Here is a 21,306-nt window from a genome sequence, read left to right on the forward strand (position 1 = left end):
CAGCACGGCATGAGCAACGCGAACATAAGGGGCGGATCGGTGGCGGACATCGAGGAAGCACGCAAGCAGTTCCAGCGGATCGACGCGGACGGTGACGGTTTCATCACCGCGGCGGAGTTCAAGTCCGCCCTCGCCCAGGGGGGTGACTGGAACGTCACCGACACCGTGGCGGAGGCCGTCATCCGCACCCGTGACCTCAACGGCGACAAGGTCCTGTCGTTCGACGAGTTCTGGGCCTACCTGAGCAAGTGACCTGCCCGGAGGGGGTGCCGTCCCGCAGCGGGGCGGCACCCCCTCCGTCATGAGCCGCGCCGGCCCGCCGCCCGCGTACCCCGTACGCCGTAACGGCCGGAATAGCCCGGCGGCCCCCGGGGTTGTCGCCCAGGTCAGAAGCATGCACATGCATGGACTGGGAAGGTCTGTCATGAAGATCGGCATCATCGGCGCGGGCAACATCGGCGGCAATCTGACCCGGCGGCTCACCGCGCTCGGGCACGACGTGTCCGTGGCCAACTCGCGGGGCCCCGAGACCCTGAAGGCACTGGCCGAGGAGACCGGCGCGACGGCGGTACGGGCGACCGAGGCCGCGGACGGCGCCGAGGTCGTCGTGGTCACCGTCCCCCTGAAGGCGGTCCCCGGCCTGCCCTCCGGCCTGCTGTCCGGCGCCGCCGAGAACGTGGCGGTGATCGACACCGGCAACTACTACCCGCAGCAGCGGGACGGCCGGATCGCCGGGATCGAGGACGAGGGCCTGACCGAGAGCCGCTGGACCGAGCGGCACCTCGGGCACCCGGTGATCAAGGCGTTCAACGGCACCTACGCCCAGGACATCCTGGACCGCCCGCGCCCGGCCGGCGACCCCGAGCGGATGGCGCTGCCGGTCGCCGGCGACGACGAGACCGCCAAGCGGATCGTCCGCGACCTCATCGACGAGCTGGGCTTCGACACGGTCGACGCGGGCGGCATCGACGACTCCTGGCGCCAGCAGCCGGACACCCCGGTCTACGGCCTGCGGGCGGGCGTCGAAGCGGTCCGCAAGGCACTCGCGGAGGCCTCCCCGGAGCGGTCGGCGGCCTTCCGCGGCTGACCCGCCGACGGCGTCGTCAGGGCGTGGCCCACTTCCGCAGGGCGGCCTTGTCCGCGAAGGCGGCCACGTCCTTGTCGTGGGGTTCGCTGCTGTACTGGTGGAAGCGCCACTTGGCCTTGATGCGGGGGTGGCCCGCGCTCACGTAGTCGGCGATCCACAGGCCGTCGCCGGCGTACGAGGTGCGGTCCTTGTTCAGCCAGTAGTCCCGGTTGGTGTACAGCAGCACCCGGTTGTGCGGCCGCAGTTGCTTCACGGTCCGGATGAACAGGTCCTTCTCCGCGTTGCTCGCGTGGTTGCCCTCGCTGGTGGTCTCCCAGTCGACGGCGAGCAGTTCGCCCGCCTTCTCCGGGGCGTGCCGGACGAAGTACTCGGCCTGAGCGGTGATGTGCCCCGGCCACAGGAAGTGGTAGTAGCCGACGACCAGTCCGGCGTCGCGCCCGTGCTTGGTCTGCGCGGAGAGCCGGGGGTTGACGTACGAACGCCCCTCCGTCGCCTTGATGAAGACGAAGGAGATGCCGTCCGTGCCGTAGGACGAGGACTGGTACGCGCTGACGTCGATGCCGTGCAGCATGGGGGGACCCCCTGGGTGCCGTGGGGTTGCAGGAGTTGACTCATATATGCCCCGTCCGGCCCGAGAGATCCGCCCCCGCCTCCCGGCCGCCGTCGCGACGGCCCGCACGGTGCGGGAGTTCAGCCCACCAGGCCCAGGCGGGCGGCGGTGACCCCGGCCTCGAAGCGGCTGGAGGTGCCGAGTTTCTCCATGATCTGGTTCATCAGGCGGCGCAGGGTGCGGTCCGAACAGGCCAGCCGGCGGGCGATGGTCTCGTCCTTGGCGCCGGTGGCCAGCAGGGCCAGCACCTCGCGTTCCTGCGCGGACAGTTCGCATCCGGCGCGTCCGCGCCCGGTCCGGCGTACGGTGTGCGGCCGGGCGAGGTCCCAGGCGTGGGTGAAGACCTTGCGGAAGCACTGCGCGACGGGCGTGCTGTGCAGGATGACGTCGCCGCCCTCGCCCTGCGGCCCGGGCCCCGCCCCGATGATGACGATCGCCCGGTCCAGGACGTTCATGTGGAGCGGCACCGTCGCGGCGACCCGCACCTCGGCCCCGGCCTCGGTCAGCGCGTTCAGATAGCGGGCCGGCGCCTGTGAGCGGACGGCCTGCTGGGACGTCAGCATGCGCACCCGGACGCCGTTCGCCAGCATGTCCAGGTCCCCGGCGAGGCTGGACTCCAGGACCTGCGCGTCGGGGAAGGAGTTGCGCATCGCCAGGAACTCCTCCCGGCTGAGCGCGTCCAGTTCCTCCAGCCGCCTCCGGGTGCGCTCGCGGTCCGTGAAGTACTCGGTCTCCACCGCTTCCCGGGCGTCGAACCGCGGGGCCGTCAGCACGGACAGCACGTCGTCCAGCGCCTCGGCGTCCCGGCCGGCCCGCTCGGCGGTCTCCCGCAGCAGACGCCGGTGCTCCGCGACGATGCGCCGCAGGGCCCGGTCCGGAGTGCTCAGCCGGTCGCCGTCCGGGTCGAGGAGCCGCCGGTCGGCGAGCCACCGGGCCAACTCCTGCGGGAGCCGCCGTAGTTCCTCCCGTTCGGCGGTGGCGTCCCGGGCTCCCGACGCCGAGATCCGCTCGACCATGGCCAGGTAGGCCGCTCGCGCCTCGGCGGCGGCCGGCCCGTGCGAGGGGTTCTGCGCCGGATGCATGCGCGCACGATACGGGCCCCTCCCGGATGAGGCCAGGGACGTCACCGGGCGGCCGCCCTGGCCGGAAGCGGACGTGCCGGAATCGGACAGGAGCGGACGGACCGTACGGCGGTTAACCTCGTCGCCGCCCGCCCAACTCCTCGTGGCACCCGGTACGCCTCCCCAGCCCCACCACTCGCCGGGAGCCGTCGAGGAGCGGGGCGCCGACCCCCGGATCCGGCCGGTTCCGCGCGGCGAGGCTTGACCCGCGCTTGGCATGCGCATGCTCATTACGGCAGTGCGGGACCGCCCACCCGGGTCCGCACCCCCACCCGCATCGGCCGGGGGGCGCGGCACCACCACGCCCCGCCTCCCGGTTCCTCCCACCCCACGAAGGAGACACGGTGCTTCGAAGAATCTCCCCGACCGGGCTGTCCCTGACAGGTGTCACCCTGGCCGCCGCACTGGGCCTGGCGGCGCTCCCCGCGAGCGCCGCGCCGGCCCGTGAGGGCACCGGCGCCCCGGCCGCACTCGCCGCGGCCGCACCCGACATCGACGTCACCAAGGTCCAGGCGCACCTGACCGAGCTGAACGCCATAGCCACCCGCAACGGCGGCAACCGCAGGTCGACCACCCAGGGCTACCGCGACTCGGTCGCCTACGTGAAGGGCAAGCTCCAGGCGGCCGGTTACACCGTCACCGAGCAGGCCTGCACCTCCGGCTGCACCAGCGGCGCGGGACCCAACCTGATCGCCGAGTGGCCGCACGGCGACGCGTCGAAGGTGTACATGTTCGGCTCGCACCTCGACAGCGTCTCCGCCGGACCCGGCATCAACGACAACGGCTCCGGCAGCGCCACCCTCCTGGAGGTCGCGCTGAAACTCGCCGAGACCAACCCGTCGATGGCGGGCCGCGTCCGCTTCGGGTGGTGGACGGACGAGGAACAGGGCCTCAACGGCTCGGACTTCTACGTCCGTTCGCTGACCTCCGCCCAGCGCTCGGCGATCAAGGCGTACTACAACTTCGACATGGTCGCCTCGCGCAACGGCGGCTACTTCATCAACCACATCACCTCCGCGGCCGCCGCACCCATGAAGGCCTACTGGGACTCGCTGAACCTCCAGCCGGAGGAGAACACCGAGGGCGCCGGCCGCTCCGACGACTACTCCTTCGAGAACTACGGCATCCCCACCTCCGGCTACGCCATGGGCGCCAGCGCCCGCAAGACCTCGGCGCAGGCGGCCAAGTGGGGCGGCACGGCGAACGCCGCGTACGACAGCTGCTACCACTCCTCGTGCGACACCACGAGCAACATCAACGCCACCGGGCTGAACCGCAGCGCCGACGGCGTCGCCTACACCCTGTGGTCGCAGGCGGTCTCGGCCACCGTCCCGGCCGACGACTTCTCGCTCTCGGCGAGCCCCGCCACCGGCAGCACCGCCCCGGGCGCCTCGGTGACCACCACCGTGTCCACCGCCACGACCAACGGCTCGGCCCAGACGGTCGGTCTGTCCGCCTCGGGCGCCCCCGCCGGGGTCACGGTCTCCTTCAGCCCGGCCTCGGTCACCTCCGGCGGCTCGTCCACGGCGACCGTCACCGTCGGCTCCTCTGTGGCCCCGGGGACGTACAACCTCACGATCACCGGCACCGGTTCCACCACGCACACCGCGCAGTACACGCTGACCGTCACCGGCGCGGGCGGCTGCACCGCCTCGCAGACCGTAGCCAACGGCGGCTTCGAGAGCGGCACGTCGCCGTGGACGGGCGACACCGGCGCGATCGGCGCGTTCAGCGGCCAGTCAGCCCACTCCGGCACCCGGTACGCGTGGCTGGCGGGCTACGGCTCCACCGCCACCGACACGGTCGGCCAGACCGTGACCATCCCGGCCGGCTGCACCCGGGCGACCCTGAAGTACTGGCTGCACATCGACACCGGCGAGTCGGGCTCCACGGCGTACGACACCTTCCAGGTCAAGGTCGACGGGACCGTGAAGCAGACGTACTCCAACGTCAACGCGGCCGCGGGCTACGTGGAGCGCACGCTCGACCTGAGCCAGTACATCGGCCGGCAGATCACGCTGACCTTCACCGGCTCCGAGGACTCCAGCCTGCAGACCAGCTTCGTCGTCGACGACGTCACCCTGACGACCGGCTGATCGTCCGACAGCCCGGCGGCAGGTGACGAGACGCGTCGTGGCGGGCCCCCGTTCCCCGGGCGCCCGCCACGGCGCAGTCGCTAGCACTCGATGATGTTCACCGCGAGCCCGCCCCGGGCCGTCTCCTTGTACTTCACCGACATGTCCGCGCCGGTGTCCTTCATGGTCTTGATGACCTTGTCCAGGGACACCTTGTGCGAGCCGTCGCCGCGCATGGCCATCTTCGCCGCGGTGACCGCCTTCACCGCGGCCATGCCGTTGCGCTCGATGCACGGGATCTGGACCAGTCCGCCCACGGGGTCGCAGGTCAGGCCCAGGTTGTGCTCCATGCCGATCTCGGCCGCGTTCTCCACCTGCTCGGGGCTGCCGCCGAGCACCTCGGCGAGGGCGCCCGCGGCCATGGAGCAGGCGGAGCCGACCTCGCCCTGGCAGCCGACCTCGGCGCCGGAGATGGAGGCGTTCTCCTTGAACAGCATGCCGATGGCGCCGGCGGCGAGCAGGAAGCGGACCACGCCGTCCTCGTCGGCGCCCGGCACGAAGTTGATGTAGTAGTGCAGGACCGCCGGGATGATGCCCGCCGCGCCGTTGGTCGGGGCGGTGACCACCCGGCCGCCGGCCGCGTTCTCCTCGTTCACCGCCATCGCGTAGAGCGTGATCCACTCCATCGCGTGCGCGAGCGGGTCGCCCTCGGCGCGGAGCTGGCGGGCCGAGACGGCCGCGCGCCGGCGCACCTTCAGACCGCCGGGCAGGATGCCCTCCCGGGTCATGCCCCGCTGGACGCACTCGCGCATGACCCGCCATATCTCCAGCAGGCCCGCGCGGATCTCCTCCTCGGTGCGCCAGGCCCGCTCGTTCTCCAGCATCAGCGAGGAGATCGACAGACCCGTCTCCCGGGTCAGGCGCAGCAGCTCGTCACCGGTGCGGAAGGGGTACTTCAGGACCGTGTCGTCCAGCACGATGCGGTCGGCGCCGACCGCGTCCTCGTCCACGACGAAGCCGCCGCCGACCGAGTAGTACGTCTTGGAGAGCAGCTCGGCGCCGACCGCGTCGTACGCCCACACCGTCATGCCGTTGGCGTGGTACGGCAGCGCCTTGCGGCGGTGCAGGACCAGGTCGTCGTCGAAGGAGAACGCGATCTCGTGCTCGCCGAGCAGCGAGATCCGGCCCGACCGCCTGATCGTCTCCACCCGCTCGTCGGCCGACTCGACGTCCACCGTGCGCGGCGAGGCGCCCTCCAGACCGAGCAGCACCGCCTTCGGGGTGCCGTGGCCGTGGCCGGTCGCGCCGAGCGAGCCGTACAGCTCGCAGCGCACCGCGGCGACGGAGCCCAGCAGGTCCTCGTTGCGCAGCCTGCGGGCGAACATGCGCGCCGCGCGCATCGGACCGACCGTGTGGGAGCTGGACGGGCCGATGCCGATCGAGAACAGGTCGAAGACCGAGATGGCCACGGAAACTCCTCAATACGGGGTGGTGCGGGTGCGGCACCGCGCACACGTTCCAGTGTGCGCGGTGCCCGGCGAAACAGGGACTTACTTGTTCAGACCCGGGTACAGCGGGTGCTTGTCGGCCAGGGCCTTCACCCGGGCCCTGAGCCCCTCCACGGCGGCGCCCTCGAACGGGGCGGACGCCTTGAGGGTCTCGGCGATCACGTCCGCGACCTCGGTGAAGTCCTCGGCCGTGAAGCCCCGGGTCGCCAGGGCCGGCGTACCGATGCGCAGGCCCGAGGTCACCATCGGGGGACGCGGGTCGTTCGGGACGGCGTTGCGGTTGACCGTGATGCCGACCTCGTGGAGGCGGTCCTCGGCCTGCTGCCCGTCCAGCTCGGACTCACGCAGGTCCACCAGGATCAGGTGCACGTCCGTGCCGCCGGACAGCACGTTGACGCCGGCCTCGCGGGCGTCGGCGGCGGTCAGCCGCGCGGCGAGGATGCGGGCGCCCTCCACCGTACGGCGCTGGCGCTCCTTGAACTCCTCCGAGGCGGCGACCTTGAAGGACACCGCCTTGGCCGCGATCACGTGCTCCAGGGGGCCGCCCTGGAAGCCCGGGAAGACGGACGAGTTCAGCTTCTTCGCGAAGGCCTTCTTCGCCAGGATGACGCCGCCGCGCGGGCCGCCGAGGGTCTTGTGGGTCGTGGAGGTGACCACGTCCGCGTACTCGACCGGGTTCGGGTGCAGACCCGCCGCGACCAGGCCCGCGAAGTGCGCCATGTCGACCCACAGGTACGCCTCGACCTCGTCGGCGATCCGGCGGAACTCGGCGAAGTCGAGCTGCCGCGGGTAGGCCGACCAGCCGGCGATGATCACCTTGGGGCGGTGCTCCTTGGCGAGCCGCTCGACCTCGGCCATGTCGACCAGGCCGGCCTCGTCCACGTGGTAGGCGACCACGTCGAACTGCTTGCCGGAGAAGTTCAGCCGCATTCCGTGGGTGAGGTGGCCGCCGTGCGCCAGGTCCAGGCCGAGGATGGTGTCACCGGGCTGGGCGAGGGCGAACAGCGCCGCCTGGTTCGCGGAGGCGCCGGAGTGGGGCTGGACGTTGGCGTACTCGGCGCCGAACAGCTCCTTGATCCGGTCGATGGCGATCTGCTCGGCGACGTCGACGTGCTCGCAGCCGCCGTAGTAGCGGCGGCCGGGGTAGCCCTCGGCGTACTTGTTGGTCAGCACCGAGCCCTGGGCCTCCATCACCGCGAGCGGCGCGAAGTTCTCCGAGGCGATCATCTCCAGCGTCGACTGCTGGCGGTTCAGCTCGGCGTCGACCGCGGCGGCGATCTCCGGGTCCAGTTCGTGCAGGGACGTGTTCAGGACAGTCATACGGCTACGACTCCTCAGCCGGCGTTCTGGGCGGTGTACTCGTCGGCGGAGAGCAGGTCGGCCGGCTCCTCGGTGACGCGTACCTTGAACAGCCAGCCGCCCTCGAAGGGGGCCGAGTTCACCAGCGACGGGTCGTTGACGACGTCCTCGTTGACCTCGGTGATCTCACCGGTGACCGGCGAGTACAGGTCCGAGACCGACTTGGTCGACTCCAGCTCGCCGCAGGTCTCACCCGCGGACACCGTGGAACCGACCTCGGGGAGCTGGGCGTAGACCACGTCGCCGAGCGCGTTGGCCGCGAACTCCGTGATGCCGACCGTCGAGACGCCGTCCTCGGCGGCCGACAGCCACTCGTGCTCCTTGCTGTAGCGCAGCTGCTGGGGGTTGCTCATGGCCTGAATTCTCCTGTACGCGCGGGAGTGCTGATGAATGGGGGACTGCCGGATCCGCTGCCGGGCAGCGGGATGTGCGCAGGGTCACGTCCGGGGACGGACCGCGCCCAGTGTCTACTTCTGGCGCTTGTAGAAGGGCAGCGCCACGACCTCGTACGGCTCGTGGCTGCCCCGGATGTCCACGCCGACGCCCTCGGCGCCCGGCGCCGCGTGCGCCGCGTCGACGTACGCCATCGCGATCGGCTTGCCCAGGGTGGGGGAGGGGGCGCCGGAGGTGACCTCGCCGATCACCTCGCCGCCCGCGACGACGGAGAACCCGGCCCGCGGCACCCGGCGGCCCTCGGCGACCAGGCCGACGAGCTTGCGCGGCGGGTTCTGCTCGGCCCTGGCGGCGGCCTCGGTGAGCGCCTCGCGGCCCACGAAGTCGCCCTCCTTCTCGAACTTCACCACCCGGCCCAGCCCGGCGTCGAAGGGCGTCAGGGAGGTGGTCAGCTCGTGCCCGTACAGCGGCATGCCCGCCTCCAGGCGCAGGGTGTCCCGGCAGGACAGGCCGCACGGCACCAGGCCGGCGCCCTCGCCCGCCTTGGTCAGCGCCTGCCACAGCTCCACCGCGTGCTCCGGCTTCACGAACAGCTCGAAGCCGTCCTCGCCGGTGTAGCCGGTGCGCGCGATCAGCGCGGGGACGCCGGCGACGGTGCCGGGCAGGCCCGCGTAGTACTTCAGGCCGTCCAGGTCGGCGTCGGTCAGCGACTTCAGGATGCCGGGGGACTCGGGGCCCTGGACCGCGAGCAGCGCGTAGGCGTCGCGGTCGTCGCGCACCTCGGCCTCGAAGCCCGCGGCGCGCCCGGTCAGCGCGTCCAGCACCACCTGGGCGTTGGAGGCGTTGGCGACGACCATGTACTCGTGCTCGGCCAGCCGGTAGACGATCAGGTCGTCCAGGATGCCGCCGTCGGCCTGGCAGATCATGGTGTAGCGGGCGCGGCCGACGCCGACGGAGGCGATGTTGCCCACCAGGGCGTAGTTCAGCAGGGCTGCCGCCTGCGGCCCGGTCACGGTGATCTCGCCCATGTGGGAGAGGTCGAAGAGGCCGGCCCGGGTCCGCACCGCGACGTGCTCGTCGCGCTCGGAGCCGTAGCGCAGCGGCATGTCCCAGCCGGCGAAGTCGGTCATCGTCGCGCCGAGCGAACGGTGCAGGGCGTCGAGCGCGGTGCGGCGCGCTGGAGTGGGTTCGGTACTGCTCATCGGTCGGTCGTCTCCCAGGGCAGGTATGACAGGCGAGGAACGTTCCTCCCCATCTGTCATCGGAACCTGAGAGGTTCGCCATGATCCTCACGAGGAGTGGTCACGGCTTGCACCTTGGGTGGAGCCACTGTCGCAGCGGCCCGCTTTTCAGATGTGCCTCGCCCGCGCGGTAACGGGGCCTGAGAGATTCAAGGGAGGGACTTGCTCCTTCGGCGTCCCAGCGGAGCTGGCTGGGAACTCTCCCGCGCGGATTCAAGCGGCCGGTATGCAGTTGGCGCGCACATCATTGCACGCCGCGCCCCGCCCCGTCAGGGCCCGCATCTGTAACCGAGCTGTGGCAGTACGCGTACCCAACCGCTGGACCGGCGCATTACCTTCTCTTTACATTCGATGGGCAAAGGGTTACCGAGCCCACAGGGGAGGACGATGACGGTGAACAGGACCACGGCCTACGCCGCCACCACCGGTCTCGCGATGCCGGAGCAGCCCTCCGCCCCGGCCCGCGAGCGCTGCGCCGGGCGGCCCGCCCCGGTCGTCCGCGACCTGCGCGAGCGCGCCGGGCGCAGCCCGCACGACCTGCTCTTCGGCCCCCGCGACCTGGTGGTGGTCACCGGGCTGCCCGGCAGTGGCAAGTCCACCCTGATGCACCGCGCGGTCCCCGGCCACCGCGTCGACTCCCAGGACGCCCGCGACCGCTGGGCCGCCCGCGTGCCCCGCTTCCTGCCCTACGCGCTGTACCGCCCCCTGGTCCGGCTCGCCCACTACGCCGCACTGCGCCGCGCCCTCGGCACCGGCGAGGGCGTCGTCGTCCACGACTGCGGCACGCAGGCCTGGGTGCGCGGCTGGCTGGTCCGCGCGGCCCGCCGCCGCGGCGGCACCCTGCACCTGCTGCTGCTCGACGTCACCGCGGAGACCGCCCGCGCGGGCCAGCGCGAGCGCGGCCGCGGCGTCTCCCGCTACGCCTTCCGCCGCCACCGCCGTACGGCGGCCCGCCTGCTGCGCGCGGTGGAGCGGGGGGAGCTGCCCGCCGGCTGCGGCTCGGCGGTGCTGCTGGACCGGGACGCCGCCGCGGTGCTGCGCCGCATCGGCTTCGCCGGCCGATCCGGCTGAGCGCCGTCACGGCCACCCGCTAGCCTTTCGGACCACAGCAGTGGTTCCCAGCAGGCGGCAGGCAGATGGACTTCTCGGCGGCGGACCTTCCCGCGGACTTCCCGGCACAGACGCACCCCCACCCGCACGGCGGTTGGCCCGGCAACGAACTGGAGGAGGTGCTCTCGGCCTCCCTCGGCATACCCGGCGCGGGCGGGCGGATCGCCGAGGTGCTGGGCCGCAGCCTGCTGTGGGTCCCGCTGCCCAACGGCGGCGGACCGCACAGCGGACCGCTGGACCTGCCCACGATGGAGATCGAGGGCCAGGTGTACGTCCCGGTCTTCAGCTCCGAGGAGCAGCTCCGCCTGGCGGCCGGCTCCCACATGTCCTTCACCGTCGCCCCGGCGGTGGAGTTCGCGCGCGGGCTGCCCCCGCAGGCCGGCATCCTCGTGAACCCCGACGGGGTGGTCGGCCTGCCGCTGCCGCCCGAGGCGGTGGCCGAACTGTGCCGCACCGGCCACACCCCGCTGGACGGCCCGGCCACCGGCGGCCGGGTCCGCCTCTTCGAGCCGGACTGGCAGGACGACCCGGTCGACTTCCTCGCCGCCGCCTCCGCCGAGTTCGCCGGCACCGGCGTGGTGGTCACGGCCCGCCGCTGCCTGGCCTCGGTGGAGACGGCCGACCCCGTGATGTTCGTGGGCGTCGAACTCTCCCAGTGGGAGGGCGACCTGCGGGCCCTTCCGCTGGAGGCCCTCGGCCGGGCCCTGGGCAAGGCGCCGGTCGGATGGCAGGTCAACCTCGTCCTTCTGGACGTCACGGACGACCCGGTGGCCACCTGGCTCAAGTCCCACGTCCGCCCCTTCTACCAGTACGGCCACTAGAAGGCGGCGCCGAGGAGGCACGGACCCGGGGGCGCGGGGCGGTGTCGGTCAGCGGCTCCGTCAGCGGCGAGACCGGCCGACCGGCCTCCGCCCACCCGCGCCCGCGCAGGAACCCGGGGCTCCGAGCCGATCGGCGCTTAAGCTGTCTCCGAACGCGGGGCACTGATTCGAGAAGGGCCGGTAAGACAGGTGAGCGCGAGCCACAGCGGCAGCGTCGAGCACATGCTGCGCCAGGTCACCCCCGGCCGCTACGACGCCTACGAGGCACTGCTGCGCGCCCTCGCCACTCCCTCCTCCGGCCAGATCTGGATGCTGCTGTGGCACGGCCAGGCCGGGTCCCCGGACGCCCAGTACGGGAACATGGAGGTCGACGGCCTCGGCTACGCCCCCTGCGTGACCTCCGCGCAGGAACTCTCGGCCAGCGGCTGGAACCGCTCGTACGAGGTGGTCGACGGGCTCGACGTGGCCCGCACCCTCTACCCCGACCACTACGGCCTCTGGCTCAACCCGCACGCCCCGGGCGGCGGCGTCGGCATCCCCTGGACGGACCTGCGCCGCATCGCCACCGGCCTCGACCGCCAGCCCGCCGGCCCGCTGCGGCTGTCGGAACCCGGCGTCGACGTCGCGCAGTTCTACGCCCTGCTCGCGCAGAACGCCCACCGCACCCCGGCCCTGCGCTCGCTGCGCCGCGCCTGGGTGCAGCCCACGCTCGGCGCGCCGTACCTCGCCATCGGCCTCGACGTGTACGACACCTCGCCCGCCTCCGTCGACTCGGTGCGCGCCATGATGCAGCAGTCCGTCGGCGCGGTCCCCGAGGGGCTGCCGGTGTCCACGGTCGCGATGACCGACGACTACGACCCGGTGGTGCTGTGGATGCGGGCCAACGCCCGCCCGTTCTACGATCGCGACGCGCACGCGGCCGTCCCCCAGCCGCAGCCGCAGACCCCGCCGCAGCCCCAGGCGCCGGCTCCCGGGTACGGCTACCCGCCGGTCCACGGGGGCTACTGAGCAACCGGGCCGGGTAGTCCGCCACTTGGACAGTGATGGAGAATTCGTGTCCGAGACGGACTTCTCCGCGCGTAGAAGAGCGATGTTTCGTCCGTTTCGAAACAAAACAGCTGTCTGCCCCAAGTGCCCCGCGTCCGGTGGCCGTTACCCACTGATCGGATAACGGAATCCCCTGGACTGCATCACGGTTGCGCATACTTTCCCCGTCAGCTCTGGCGGGTGATCGCAAAGAAGCTGAAGACTCGCGATTCAGACGTGAGGTCGAACCTCACGATCGAGGCAAGTCGACAAAGCCGCAAACCGCGGCAGGCGCAGGCCGGTCACCACCGGCGAGAGGGGTCGGGTCACTGTGACCGCACCGATCGAGACCACCGGGGCGGCAGCCGAGGCACAGCCGGAAGCTGTGCTCGAGGGTGCCGGTAAGGGGCGGATCGAGGGTCGTTCCCTTGGGCAGATCGCCTGGTCGAGATTCAAGAGGGACAAGGTCGCGGTGGCGGGCGCCGTCATCGTCGTCCTGCTGATCGCCCTGGCCGTCCTCTCCCGGCCCCTGCAGGCCCTGCTCGGCCTCGACCCCAACGCCTTCAACCAGGACCTGATCACCCCCGACACCTCGCTGCCCAAGGGCAGTTGGGGCGGCATGAGCGCCGACCACCCGCTCGGCGTGGACCCGAAGTTCGGCCGTGACATCGCCACCCGAGTCCTGGAGGGCTCCTGGGTGTCGCTGGTGGTCGCCTTCGGCGCCACGATCCTCTCCAACGTGATCGGCGCCATCATGGGCGTCATCGCGGGTTACTACGGCGGCCGAGTGGACAACATCATCAGCCGCCTGATGGACACCTTCCTCGCCTTCCCCCTCCTGCTGTTCGCCATCGCGATCTCCGCCACGCTCCAGGGCGGCGCGTTCGGCCTCAACGGGCTCCCGCTCCACCTGAGCGTGCTGATCTTCGTCATCGGCTTCTTCAACTGGCCCTACCTGGGCCGGATCGTGCGCGGCCAGACCCTCGCCCTGCGTGAGCGCGAGTTCGTGGACGCCTCCCGCGGCATGGGCGCCAAGGGCCCGTACATCCTGTTCCGGGAGCTGATGCCCAACCTGGTCGGCCCGATCATCGTCTACTCGACGCTGCTCATCCCGACCAACATCCTCTTCGAGGCGTCCCTGAGCTTCCTCGGTGTCGGCATCCAGCCCCCGCAGGCCTCCTGGGGCGGCATGCTCCGCGAAGCGGTCACCTACTACCAGGTCGATCCCCAGTTCATGATCGTGCCCGGTCTCGCCATCTTCGTGACCGTCCTGGCGTTCAATCTGCTGGGCGACGGTCTCCGCGACGCTCTCGACCCGCGCAGCCGCTGACGCCTGCGACCACCCGAGAGCCCGAAAAGTTTCCGACTATGGAGGGGAAAGCACCCATCATGCGAAGGTCAGCGCTGGCCGCTATCGCGGCCATCGGCTCCGCCAGCCTGCTCGTTGCAGGTTGCAGCAAGGCCGATGACAACAAGGACAACAACGGCTCGTCCGCCGGGGCCAACGCCGCGACCAAGGGTGTGGTCAACGCTTCCGACAAGAAGGGCGGCACGGTCACCTACGAACTGTCCGACGTGCCGGACTCCTTCGACCCCGGCAACACGTACTACGCGTACATGTACAACCTCAGCCGGCTCTACGCCCGCCCGCTGATGACGTTCCAGCCCGGCGCCGGCGAGAAGGGCAACACCCTCGTCCCGGACCTCGCCGCGAGCAAGGGCGTCCCGAGCGACGGCGGCAAGACCTGGACGTACAAGCTGCGTTCGGGCCTGAAGTACGAGGACGGCTCGCCGATCACCTCGAAGGACGTCAAGTACGCCGTCGAGCGCTCGAACTTCGCGCGTGACGTGCTCTCCCTCGGCCCGAACTACTTCCAGCAGTTCATGGCCAAGGGCGACAAGTACAAGGGCCCCTACAAGGACAAGAGCGGCAAGGGCCTGTCCTCCATCGAGACGCCGGACGACACCACCATCGTCTTCCACCTGAACCAGGCGTTCCAGGAGTTCGACTACCTCGTCGCCGCCCCGCAGACCGCGCCGGTGCCCCAGTCCAAGGACAAGGGCGTCGACTACGTCAAGCACATCGTGTCGTCGGGCTCGTACAAGTTCCAGAGCTACGAGGACGGCAAGCAGGCCGTGCTCGTGCGCAACGAGAACTGGGACGCGAAGACGGACCCGCTGCGCAAGCAGCTGCCGGAGAAGATCGTCGTCAAGCTGAAGGTCAACCCGGAGACCATCGACCAGGACGTCCTGGCCGGTGACGCGATCGACCTCGCCGGTGCCGGCGTCCAGGCCTCCACCCAGGCCAAGGTGCTCACCGACACGGCGAAGAAGGCCAACACGGACAACACCTACGGTGGCCGGCTCGTCTACATGGCGATCAACACCAAGGTGAAGCCGTTCGACAAGCCCGAGTGCCGCAAGGCCGTGCAGTACGCGATCGACAAGGTCTCGGTGCAGACCGCCGAGGGCGGCCCGATCCGCGGCGACATCGCCTCCACCGTGCTTCCCCCGGACATCCCGGGCTACGAGAAGTCGGACGTCTACGCGACCTCCGGCAACAAGGGCGACGCGGCCAAGGCCAAGGAGCAGCTGAAGGCCTGCGGCAAGTCGTCGATCAGCACCAACATCTCGGCCCGCTCGGACCGTCCGCAGGAGATCGACGCCGCCACGGCGATCATCAACTCGCTGAAGAAGGTCGGCATCAACGCCAGCCTGAAGCAGTACCCGTCCGGCAAGTACTTCACCGACTACGCCGGTGTGCCGAAGTTCACCGAGAAGCAGAACATCGGCCTGATCATGATGCAGTGGGGTGCCGACTGGCCCTCCGGCTACGGCTTCCTGCAGCAGATCCTGAACGGCAAGGCGATCAGCCAGTCCGGTAACACCAACCTGTCGCAGTACGACAGCAAGGACGTCAACTCCCTGCTGGGCAAGGCGATCGGCACCCAGGACGACGCCGAGCGCAACAGCCTGTACACGCAGATCGACAAGAAGACCATGGACGACGCCGTCCTGGTCCCGCTGACCTACTTCAAGGTCCTGCTGGCCCGCCCGCAGAACTACACCAACCTGGTTTCCACGGCGGCCTTCAGCGGTCAGTACGACTACCTCAACATCGGCGTCGCGTCGAAGTAGCAGCCCCGGAAGGCAGGTGAAGGCATTGGTGCCCGCGGGCTTCGCGGCCCGCGGGCACCAGCGCCGGTCCCCGTGATCTCGTACATCCTCCGCCGGACGTTCGCGGCAGTGATCCTGCTGCTGGTCGTCTCCGCGGTCACCTTCGCCATCTTCTTCCTGCTGCCACGGCTTGCCGGCCAGACAGCGGACCAGTTGGCGCAGCAGTACATCGGCAAGAGCCCGTCGAAGGCGGACATCGCCGCTGTCAAGCACAACCTCGGTCTGGACCAGCCCGTCTACGTCCAGTACTGGCACTTCATCAAGGGGATCGTGGCCGGCGCCACCTACGACCTCGGCCCCACCACGGTGCACTGCGACGCACCCTGCTTCGGTTACTCCTTCAAGAACCACCAGGCGGTGTGGCCGGAGCTCACCTCGCGCCTTCCGATCACCCTGTCGCTGGCCGTGGGCGCCGCCGTGCTGTGGCTGGTCTCGGGCGTCGTGGCCGGTGTCATCTCGGCCCTGAAGCCGCGTTCGTTCCTCGACCGCACCTTCATGGGCATCGCGCTCACCGGCGTCTCGCTGCCCATGTTCTTCACGGGCAACCTGGCGATCCTGCTCTTCACCTACCAGTGGCCGATCTTCGGCAAGACGTACGTCCCGCTCACCGAGAACCCGGCACAGTGGGCCAACACGCTCTTCCCGGCGTGGTGTTCCCTGGCCCTGCTGTACTCCGCCATCTACGCGCGGCTGACCCGCTCGGGCATGCTGGAGACGATGAACGAGGACTTCATCCGCACGGCCCGCGCCAAGGGCCTGCGGGAGCGCACCGTCGTCACCCGGCACGGACTGCGCGCCGCCCTGACCCCGATCATCACGGTCTTCGGCATGGACATCGGTCTGCTGCTCGGCGGCGCCGTGATCACCGAGTCGGTGTTCTCGCTGCCCGGCATCGGCCAGTACGCGGTGCAGGGCATCACCGACAACGACCTGCCGAAGATCCTCGGCGTGACGCTGCTCGCCGCCGCCTTCGTCGTCTTCGCAAATCTCCTGGTGGACGTGCTCTACGCCGCCGCCGACCCGCGGGTGAGGCTCTCGTGACCGAACTCTCCAAGACCGGCGCCGCCGTGGGCGAGCCCACCTCCGCGTCCCAGCCCCCCAAGGCGTTCCTCGAGGTCCGCGACCTCAAGGTGCACTTCCCGACCGACGACGGCCTGGTCAAGTCCGTCGACGGACTCAGCTTCTCGCTGGAGAAGGGCCGCACCCTCGCCGTCGTCGGCGAGTCCGGCTCCGGCAAGTCGGTGACCTCGCAGGCCATCATGGGCCTGCACCGGCTCGGCACCCGCGGCAAGAACGTGCGGATGACCGGCGAGATCTGGCTGGACGGCAAGGAACTGGTCTCCGCCGCCCCGGACGAGGTGCGCAAGCTCCGCGGCCGCGAGATGGCGATGATCTTCCAGGACCCGCTGTCCGCGATGCACCCGTACTACAAGGTCGGCGACCAGATCGTCGAGGCCTACCGGGTCCACCACGACGTCAGCAAGAAGGTCGCCCGCAAGCGGGCCATCGAGATGCTGGACCGGGTCGGCATTCCCGAGCCGGCCAAGCGCGTCGACGGCTACCCGCACGAGTTCTCCGGCGGTATGCGCCAGCGCGCCATGATCGCCATGGCCCTGGTCAACAACCCCGAGCTGCTCATCGCGGACGAGCCGACCACCGCCCTGGACGTCACCGTCCAGGCGCAGATCCTCGACCTGATCCGGGACCTGCAGAAGGAGTTCGGCTCCGCGGTCATCATGATCACCCACGACCTCGGCGTGGTCGCCGAGATCGCGGACGACGTCCTGGTGATGTACGGCGGCCGGTGCGTCGAGCGCGGGCGGGCCGACGAGGTCTTCGAGAAGCCGCAGCACCCCTACACCTGGGGTCTGCTCGGCTCGATGCCCCGCATCGACCGCGACACCTCCGAACGGCTCATCCCGGTCAAGGGCCAGCCGCCGAGCCTCATCAACGTCCCCTCGGGCTGCGCCTTCCACCCGCGCTGCCCGTACGCGGACATCCCCAAGGGGAACGTCACCCGCACGGTGCGCCCCGAGCTGGAGCAGGTGAGCACCGGGCACTGGTCCGCCTGTCACCTCCCGGCCGAGGACCGTGAGCGGATCTGGACCGAAGAGATTGCGCCGAAGCTGTGAGTGAGACCAAGAAGACGGACGAGGCCGTGATCCCGCAGCAGGCGCAGGCCCCCGCGGGCGACTCGGCGGACCGCGAGGTGCTGCTCAGGGTCGAGGGCCTCAAGAAGCACTTCCCGATCAAGAAGGGCATTCTCCAGCGCCAGGTCGGCGCGGTGAAGGCCGTCGACGGGATCGACTTCGAGGTGCGCAAGGGCGAGACCCTGGGCGTGGTGGGCGAGTCGGGCTGCGGCAAGTCGACCATGGGCCGGGTCATCACCCGGCTCCAGGACCCGACCGGCGGCAGCATCACCTTCGACGGCCGGGACATCACGAAGCTGCGGACCGGGCAGATGCGTCCGCTGCGCCGTGACATCCAGATGATCTTCCAGGACCCGTACGGCTCCCTGAACCCGCGCCACACCATCGGCTCGATCGTCTCCGCGCCGTTCCGGCTGCAGGGCGTGGAGCCCGAGGGCGGGGTGAAGAAGGAGGTCCAGCGGCTGCTCGAGCTGGTCGGTCTGAGCCCCGAGCACTACAACCGCTACCCGCACGAGTTCTCCGGCGGCCAGCGCCAGCGCATCGGCATCGCCCGCGCGCTCGCCCTGAAGCCGAAGCTGGTCGTGGCCGACGAGCCGGTCTCCGCGCTGGACGTGTCGATCCAGGCGCAGGTCGTGAACCTCATGGACGACCTCCAGCAGGAGCTCGGCCTCACCTACGTGATCATCGCGCACGACCTCTCGGTCGTCCGGCACGTCTCGGACCGGATCGCCGTGATGTACCTCGGCAAGATCGTCGAGCTGGCCGACCGCACCTCCCTGTACGAGGCGCCGATGCACCCGTACACCAAGGCGCTGATGTCGGCGGTGCCGGTGCCGGACACCAAGCGCCGGGGCCAGAAGAGCGAGCGCATCCTGCTCCGCGGTGACGTGCCCTCGCCCATCGCCCCGCCGTCCGGCTGCCGTTTCCACACCCGCTGCTGGAAGGCGACGGAGATCTGCCGGACGACCGAGCCGCAGCTGCTGGAGCTGAAGCCCGGCCAGCGGGTCGCCTGCCACCACCCGGAGAACTTCGCCGACCAGGCCCCGCAGGACACGGTCCTGCTGTCGGCGGCGAAGGAAGCGTCGGAGCTGGTCCCGGACGCCGTGCTGGAGGAGTCGGCGGCTGCCGCCGGGGCTCCCGAGGCGAAGCCGGCGGCGGTCGCCGTCGAGGCGGAGGAGAAGCCCGCCGCCGCCGAGGCCGAGGTCGCGGACAAGCCCGCGACCGCCGAGGAGCAGGCGCCCGCGACCGCCGAGGCGGACACGACCGCGGAGTCCGACGCCGACGCGGAGCCCGACGCGGTGAAGGAGTCGGCGGAGGCCGCCGAGGCCGCCGCCGAGGGCGGTTCCGTGCACACCGGGCCCGGCGCCAGGACCTCGGCCGGCAAGCCCGAGGCCGCCGCCGCTGCCGCCGAGGAGCCCGCCTCGGGCAAGGACTCCGAGGAGCCGACCGGCAAGTAGCGCGCGGCGCGACGGGGCCTGCGCAAGTCAGGTACACACCGGAACGGGAGAGTGCGGGACGACCCCCGCACTCTCCCGTTCGGCTGTACACGACAGGCGGCATGCCCTCTGAGCCTGCACATGTAAGGTGCACGCCCCCTGACGGGTGAGAATGTCAGGGTGCAGATGCAGCAGCTCTTCAGCCCCTCCGTTCAGCACACGCTGGATGTCATCGGCATCTTCGTGTTCGCGATCTCCGGCGCGCTGCTGGCGGTCCGGAAGAACTTCGACGTCTTCGGCATGGCCGTGCTCGCCGAGGTCACCGCGCTGGGCGGGGGACTGTTCCGCGACGTGGTCATCGGGGCCGTGCCGCCGGCCGCCTTCACCGACCTCGGGTACTTCCTCACCCCGCTCCTCGCCACGCTCGTGGTCTTCTTCCTGCACCCGCACGTGGAGCGCATCCAGACGGGGGTGCTCGTCTTCGACGCGGCCGGCCTCGGCCTGTTCTGCGTCAGCGGCACGACCAAGGCGTACTCCTACGGCCTGAACCTGACCGCGTCGGCGACCCTCGGCCTCGCCACGGCGGTCGGCGGCGGTGTGCTGCGGGACGTGCTCGCCAACGAGGTCCCCTCCCTGCTGCGCTGGGACCGCGACCTGTACGCGGTCCCGGCGATCGTCGGCGCCACCATGGTGGCGCTGTGCATCCGCTACGACGCCCTGACCCCGCTCGCCAGCGGGCTCGCGGTCGTCACCGCCTTCGTCCTGCGGCTGCTCGCGATGAGGTTCCACTGGCGAGCGCCGCGTGCGTGGAACCGGCGCTCGACGGTGACGGAGGAGTAGCCCCGGCGGCCCCGTTCCCGATCCCGGCGCCGGTGCCGCTCAGGGGAGCCGTGCCGACTCCGGCGAGCGAGCCGTCCCGGCCCCTGGCCCGGTTCTGGCCCATCTGCAGGGTCAGCCAGCGGAACACCTCGGGCACCTGCGGCCGCCACAGCGCCATCGTGTGACCGCCGGCGCTGCGCGGCAGGAACACCACGTGCACGGTCGTCGGCGCCTTGGCGACCGCCTGCAGCGCCGCGCCCGCCTGGTAGCCGTCGCCGGACTCGCCGGAGACGTAGAGGGCGATCCTGGGCGGCTCGGCCGCCTTGCGCAGCAGCAGGTAGGGGTTGTTCCGGGCGCGCAGGACGGGGCTCTGGGCGGCCAGCGAGTTGCGCTCGCCGATCGGGTCGTTGTAGCCGGACAGGCTCACGGCCGCCCGGTACCGGTCGGGGTGGGCCACGGCCAGCTTGACCGCGCAGTGCGCGCCGGCCGAGTAGCCGGCCACCGCCCAGCCCGACGGCGCGGGCTGGGCCCGGAAGTTGTCCAGCACCATTTTCGGCACGTCGACGCTGAGCCAGCTGTCGGCGTTGACCTGCCCGGGCACGTTGGCGCAGCCCGTGTCGACGCCGGCCAGCAGGTTGGTGCGCGGCGCGACCAGGATGAAGGGCGCCACCCGGCCCTCGCGCATCAGCGGCAGCAGCTGCTCGTGCGCCCCGAGCGCGCCGAACCAGGCCTTCGCCGAGCCGGGGTAGCCCGGCAGCAGCTCCACCACCGGGAACTTGCGGTGGCGGTAGGCGGGCTCGCCGTACTGGGGCGGCAGCCAGACGTAGACCTCGGCGTTCACGCCGGAGACCCGCCCCCGGAGCTGGGTGACGCGCACCCCGCCCGCGGCGCGCATCCCGGCGCCGTCGGCCGGCTGGAAGGCCTGCGCCACCCTGGGCAGCCGCTTCAGGGCGATCCCACCGGTGCCGTCCCGGCCGAGGTCGGCGGCCTGCTGGACGTGGTCGCCGGTGCCGATGAGGTCGGCCCAGTTGTCGTACAGGCCGTTCTGGTTGTTGACCAGCACGAAGACCAGCGTGACGGCCGTGCCCTGGGCGAACAGCAGCATCAGCACGCGGGCCGCGGCGCGCAGCGGCTTGGGCCCTGGCGTCCTCGACCACAGCAGGAGCGGCAGTATGAGGGCGACCACGGACAGCACGACGATCGTGCAGAGGAACGGAGTCCCGGTGAGGCTCATGTCCCCATAGAGGGTGATCGTCGGCCGGGGGTTGTGGACGTGTCCGGACACTTACCTGGAAATTGCCGGAATCTCACCCGGGGAGCCCTTCTGGCTGGGCCACGTGGCCGGATGGCGTTCACCCGTTCCCACACTCAAA

The 21,306-nt window shown here is 70.8% G+C and carries 19 protein-coding genes and 2 riboswitches; of the genes, 12 read left to right on the top strand and 7 right to left on the bottom strand.

Annotation, left to right across the window (positions count from 1 at the left end; genetic code table 11):
• Positions 1-39: 39 nt before the first annotated feature.
• Complete coding sequence (locus ACZ7JA_RS29260) at positions 40-252, top strand: EF-hand domain-containing protein (RefSeq protein WP_199213668.1); 213 nt, start codon at positions 40-42, stop codon at positions 250-252.
• 148 nt (positions 253-400) lie between these two features.
• Positions 401-1,087: an NADPH-dependent F420 reductase gene (locus tag ACZ7JA_RS29265; RefSeq protein ID WP_450742840.1), complete on the top strand. Its 687-nt coding sequence runs from the start codon at positions 401-403 to the stop codon at positions 1,085-1,087.
• A gap of 16 nt (positions 1,088-1,103) precedes the next feature.
• Here the strand turns inward: ACZ7JA_RS29265 and ACZ7JA_RS29270 are convergent, their stop codons facing one another.
• Complete coding sequence (locus tag ACZ7JA_RS29270; RefSeq protein WP_389305068.1) at positions 1,104-1,658, bottom strand: GH25 family lysozyme; 555 nt, start codon at positions 1,656-1,658, stop codon at positions 1,104-1,106.
• 119 nt (positions 1,659-1,777) lie between these two features.
• Complete coding sequence (locus ACZ7JA_RS29275) at positions 1,778-2,779, bottom strand: helix-turn-helix transcriptional regulator (RefSeq protein ID WP_450751172.1); 1,002 nt, start codon at positions 2,777-2,779, stop codon at positions 1,778-1,780.
• Between the two features lie 383 nt (positions 2,780-3,162).
• On the opposite strand from ACZ7JA_RS29275, the gene ACZ7JA_RS29280 reads away from it, so the two are divergent.
• The gene (locus ACZ7JA_RS29280) at positions 3,163-4,914 is read left to right on the top strand and encodes a M28 family peptidase (protein WP_450742842.1); all 1,752 of its coding nucleotides are present in this window, start codon (positions 3,163-3,165) and stop codon (positions 4,912-4,914) included.
• Positions 4,915-4,994: 80 nt separating this feature from the next.
• Here the strand turns inward: ACZ7JA_RS29280 and ACZ7JA_RS29285 are convergent, their stop codons facing one another.
• From ACZ7JA_RS29285 to gcvT, 4 genes are all read right to left on the bottom strand, one after another.
• Positions 4,995-6,362, bottom strand: a complete 1,368-nt coding sequence (locus ACZ7JA_RS29285) for an L-serine ammonia-lyase (RefSeq protein ID WP_470811392.1) — start codon at positions 6,360-6,362, stop codon at positions 4,995-4,997.
• 81 nt (positions 6,363-6,443) lie between these two features.
• Complete coding sequence (gene glyA, locus ACZ7JA_RS29290; protein ID WP_450742844.1) at positions 6,444-7,721, bottom strand: serine hydroxymethyltransferase; 1,278 nt, start codon at positions 7,719-7,721, stop codon at positions 6,444-6,446.
• A gap of 14 nt (positions 7,722-7,735) precedes the next feature.
• The gene (gene gcvH, locus ACZ7JA_RS29295) at positions 7,736-8,113 is read right to left on the bottom strand and encodes a glycine cleavage system protein GcvH (RefSeq protein ID WP_351664555.1); all 378 of its coding nucleotides are present in this window, start codon (positions 8,111-8,113) and stop codon (positions 7,736-7,738) included.
• A 114-nt stretch (positions 8,114-8,227) separates the two neighbouring features.
• Complete coding sequence (gene gcvT / locus ACZ7JA_RS29300; RefSeq protein ID WP_470811395.1) at positions 8,228-9,355, bottom strand: glycine cleavage system aminomethyltransferase GcvT; 1,128 nt, start codon at positions 9,353-9,355, stop codon at positions 8,228-8,230.
• 43 nt (positions 9,356-9,398) lie between these two features.
• Positions 9,399-9,512: riboswitch (glycine riboswitch) on the bottom strand.
• A riboswitch (glycine riboswitch) is annotated at positions 9,513-9,610 on the bottom strand. It abuts the riboswitch before it with no gap.
• Positions 9,611-9,787: 177 nt separating this feature from the next.
• On the opposite strand from gcvT, the gene ACZ7JA_RS29305 reads away from it, so the two are divergent.
• From ACZ7JA_RS29305 to ACZ7JA_RS29345, 9 genes are all read left to right on the top strand, one after another.
• A complete protein-coding gene (locus ACZ7JA_RS29305; protein WP_351664551.1) occupies positions 9,788-10,465 on the top strand; it encodes an AAA family ATPase in 678 nt (225 codons plus the stop codon).
• A gap of 65 nt (positions 10,466-10,530) precedes the next feature.
• Complete coding sequence (locus ACZ7JA_RS29310; RefSeq protein ID WP_351664549.1) at positions 10,531-11,325, top strand: enhanced serine sensitivity protein SseB; 795 nt, start codon at positions 10,531-10,533, stop codon at positions 11,323-11,325.
• A gap of 222 nt (positions 11,326-11,547) precedes the next feature.
• Positions 11,548-12,333, top strand: a complete 786-nt coding sequence (locus ACZ7JA_RS29315) for an enhanced serine sensitivity protein SseB C-terminal domain-containing protein (protein ID WP_389305160.1) — start codon at positions 11,548-11,550, stop codon at positions 12,331-12,333.
• 349 nt (positions 12,334-12,682) lie between these two features.
• Positions 12,683-13,681, top strand: a complete 999-nt coding sequence (locus ACZ7JA_RS29320; protein WP_351664545.1) for an ABC transporter permease — start codon at positions 12,683-12,685, stop codon at positions 13,679-13,681.
• A gap of 59 nt (positions 13,682-13,740) precedes the next feature.
• The gene (locus ACZ7JA_RS29325; protein ID WP_450742846.1) at positions 13,741-15,489 is read left to right on the top strand and encodes an ABC transporter substrate-binding protein; all 1,749 of its coding nucleotides are present in this window, start codon (positions 13,741-13,743) and stop codon (positions 15,487-15,489) included.
• A 72-nt stretch (positions 15,490-15,561) separates the two neighbouring features.
• Entirely contained in the window at positions 15,562-16,569 is a 1,008-nt protein-coding gene (locus ACZ7JA_RS29330) for an ABC transporter permease (RefSeq protein ID WP_351664541.1), read from the top strand.
• Entirely contained in the window at positions 16,566-17,660 is a 1,095-nt protein-coding gene (locus ACZ7JA_RS29335) for an ABC transporter ATP-binding protein (RefSeq protein WP_351664539.1), read from the top strand. Before ACZ7JA_RS29330 ends, ACZ7JA_RS29335 begins: the two co-directional genes overlap by 4 nt.
• Entirely contained in the window at positions 17,657-19,135 is a 1,479-nt protein-coding gene (locus ACZ7JA_RS29340) for an ABC transporter ATP-binding protein (RefSeq protein WP_470811399.1), read from the top strand. Before ACZ7JA_RS29335 ends, ACZ7JA_RS29340 begins: the two co-directional genes overlap by 4 nt.
• Positions 19,136-19,300: 165 nt before the next feature.
• Entirely contained in the window at positions 19,301-19,954 is a 654-nt protein-coding gene (locus tag ACZ7JA_RS29345; protein WP_351664618.1) for a trimeric intracellular cation channel family protein, read from the top strand.
• On the opposite strand, the gene ACZ7JA_RS29350 is transcribed toward ACZ7JA_RS29345, so the two are convergent.
• Complete coding sequence (locus ACZ7JA_RS29350) at positions 19,863-21,167, bottom strand: alpha/beta hydrolase (RefSeq protein WP_351664537.1); 1,305 nt, start codon at positions 21,165-21,167, stop codon at positions 19,863-19,865. The genes ACZ7JA_RS29345 and ACZ7JA_RS29350 overlap by 92 nt on opposite strands.
• Positions 21,168-21,306: the final 139 nt, after the last annotated feature.

The organism is Streptomyces sp. NPDC038135, assembly GCF_055601245.1.

Coding starts and splice junctions, on each gene's coding strand:
- gcvH (WP_351664555.1), bottom strand. CDS start 8,113: ATGAGCAACCCCCAGCAGCTGCGCTACAGCAAGGAGCACGAGTGGCTG.
- glyA (WP_450742844.1), bottom strand. CDS start 7,721: ATGACTGTCCTGAACACGTCCCTGCACGAACTGGACCCGGAGATCGCC.
- ACZ7JA_RS29270 (WP_389305068.1), bottom strand. CDS start 1,658: ATGCTGCACGGCATCGACGTCAGCGCGTACCAGTCCTCGTCCTACGGC.
- ACZ7JA_RS29265 (WP_450742840.1), top strand. CDS start 401: ATGCATGGACTGGGAAGGTCTGTCATGAAGATCGGCATCATCGGCGCG.
- ACZ7JA_RS29275 (WP_450751172.1), bottom strand. CDS start 2,779: ATGCATCCGGCGCAGAACCCCTCGCACGGGCCGGCCGCCGCCGAGGCG.
- ACZ7JA_RS29325 (WP_450742846.1), top strand. CDS start 13,741: ATGCGAAGGTCAGCGCTGGCCGCTATCGCGGCCATCGGCTCCGCCAGC.
- ACZ7JA_RS29310 (WP_351664549.1), top strand. CDS start 10,531: ATGGACTTCTCGGCGGCGGACCTTCCCGCGGACTTCCCGGCACAGACG.
- ACZ7JA_RS29350 (WP_351664537.1), bottom strand. CDS start 21,167: ATGAGCCTCACCGGGACTCCGTTCCTCTGCACGATCGTCGTGCTGTCC.
- gcvT (WP_470811395.1), bottom strand. CDS start 9,355: ATGAGCAGTACCGAACCCACTCCAGCGCGCCGCACCGCGCTCGACGCC.
- ACZ7JA_RS29315 (WP_389305160.1), top strand. CDS start 11,548: ATGCTGCGCCAGGTCACCCCCGGCCGCTACGACGCCTACGAGGCACTG.
- ACZ7JA_RS29345 (WP_351664618.1), top strand. CDS start 19,301: ATGCAGCAGCTCTTCAGCCCCTCCGTTCAGCACACGCTGGATGTCATC.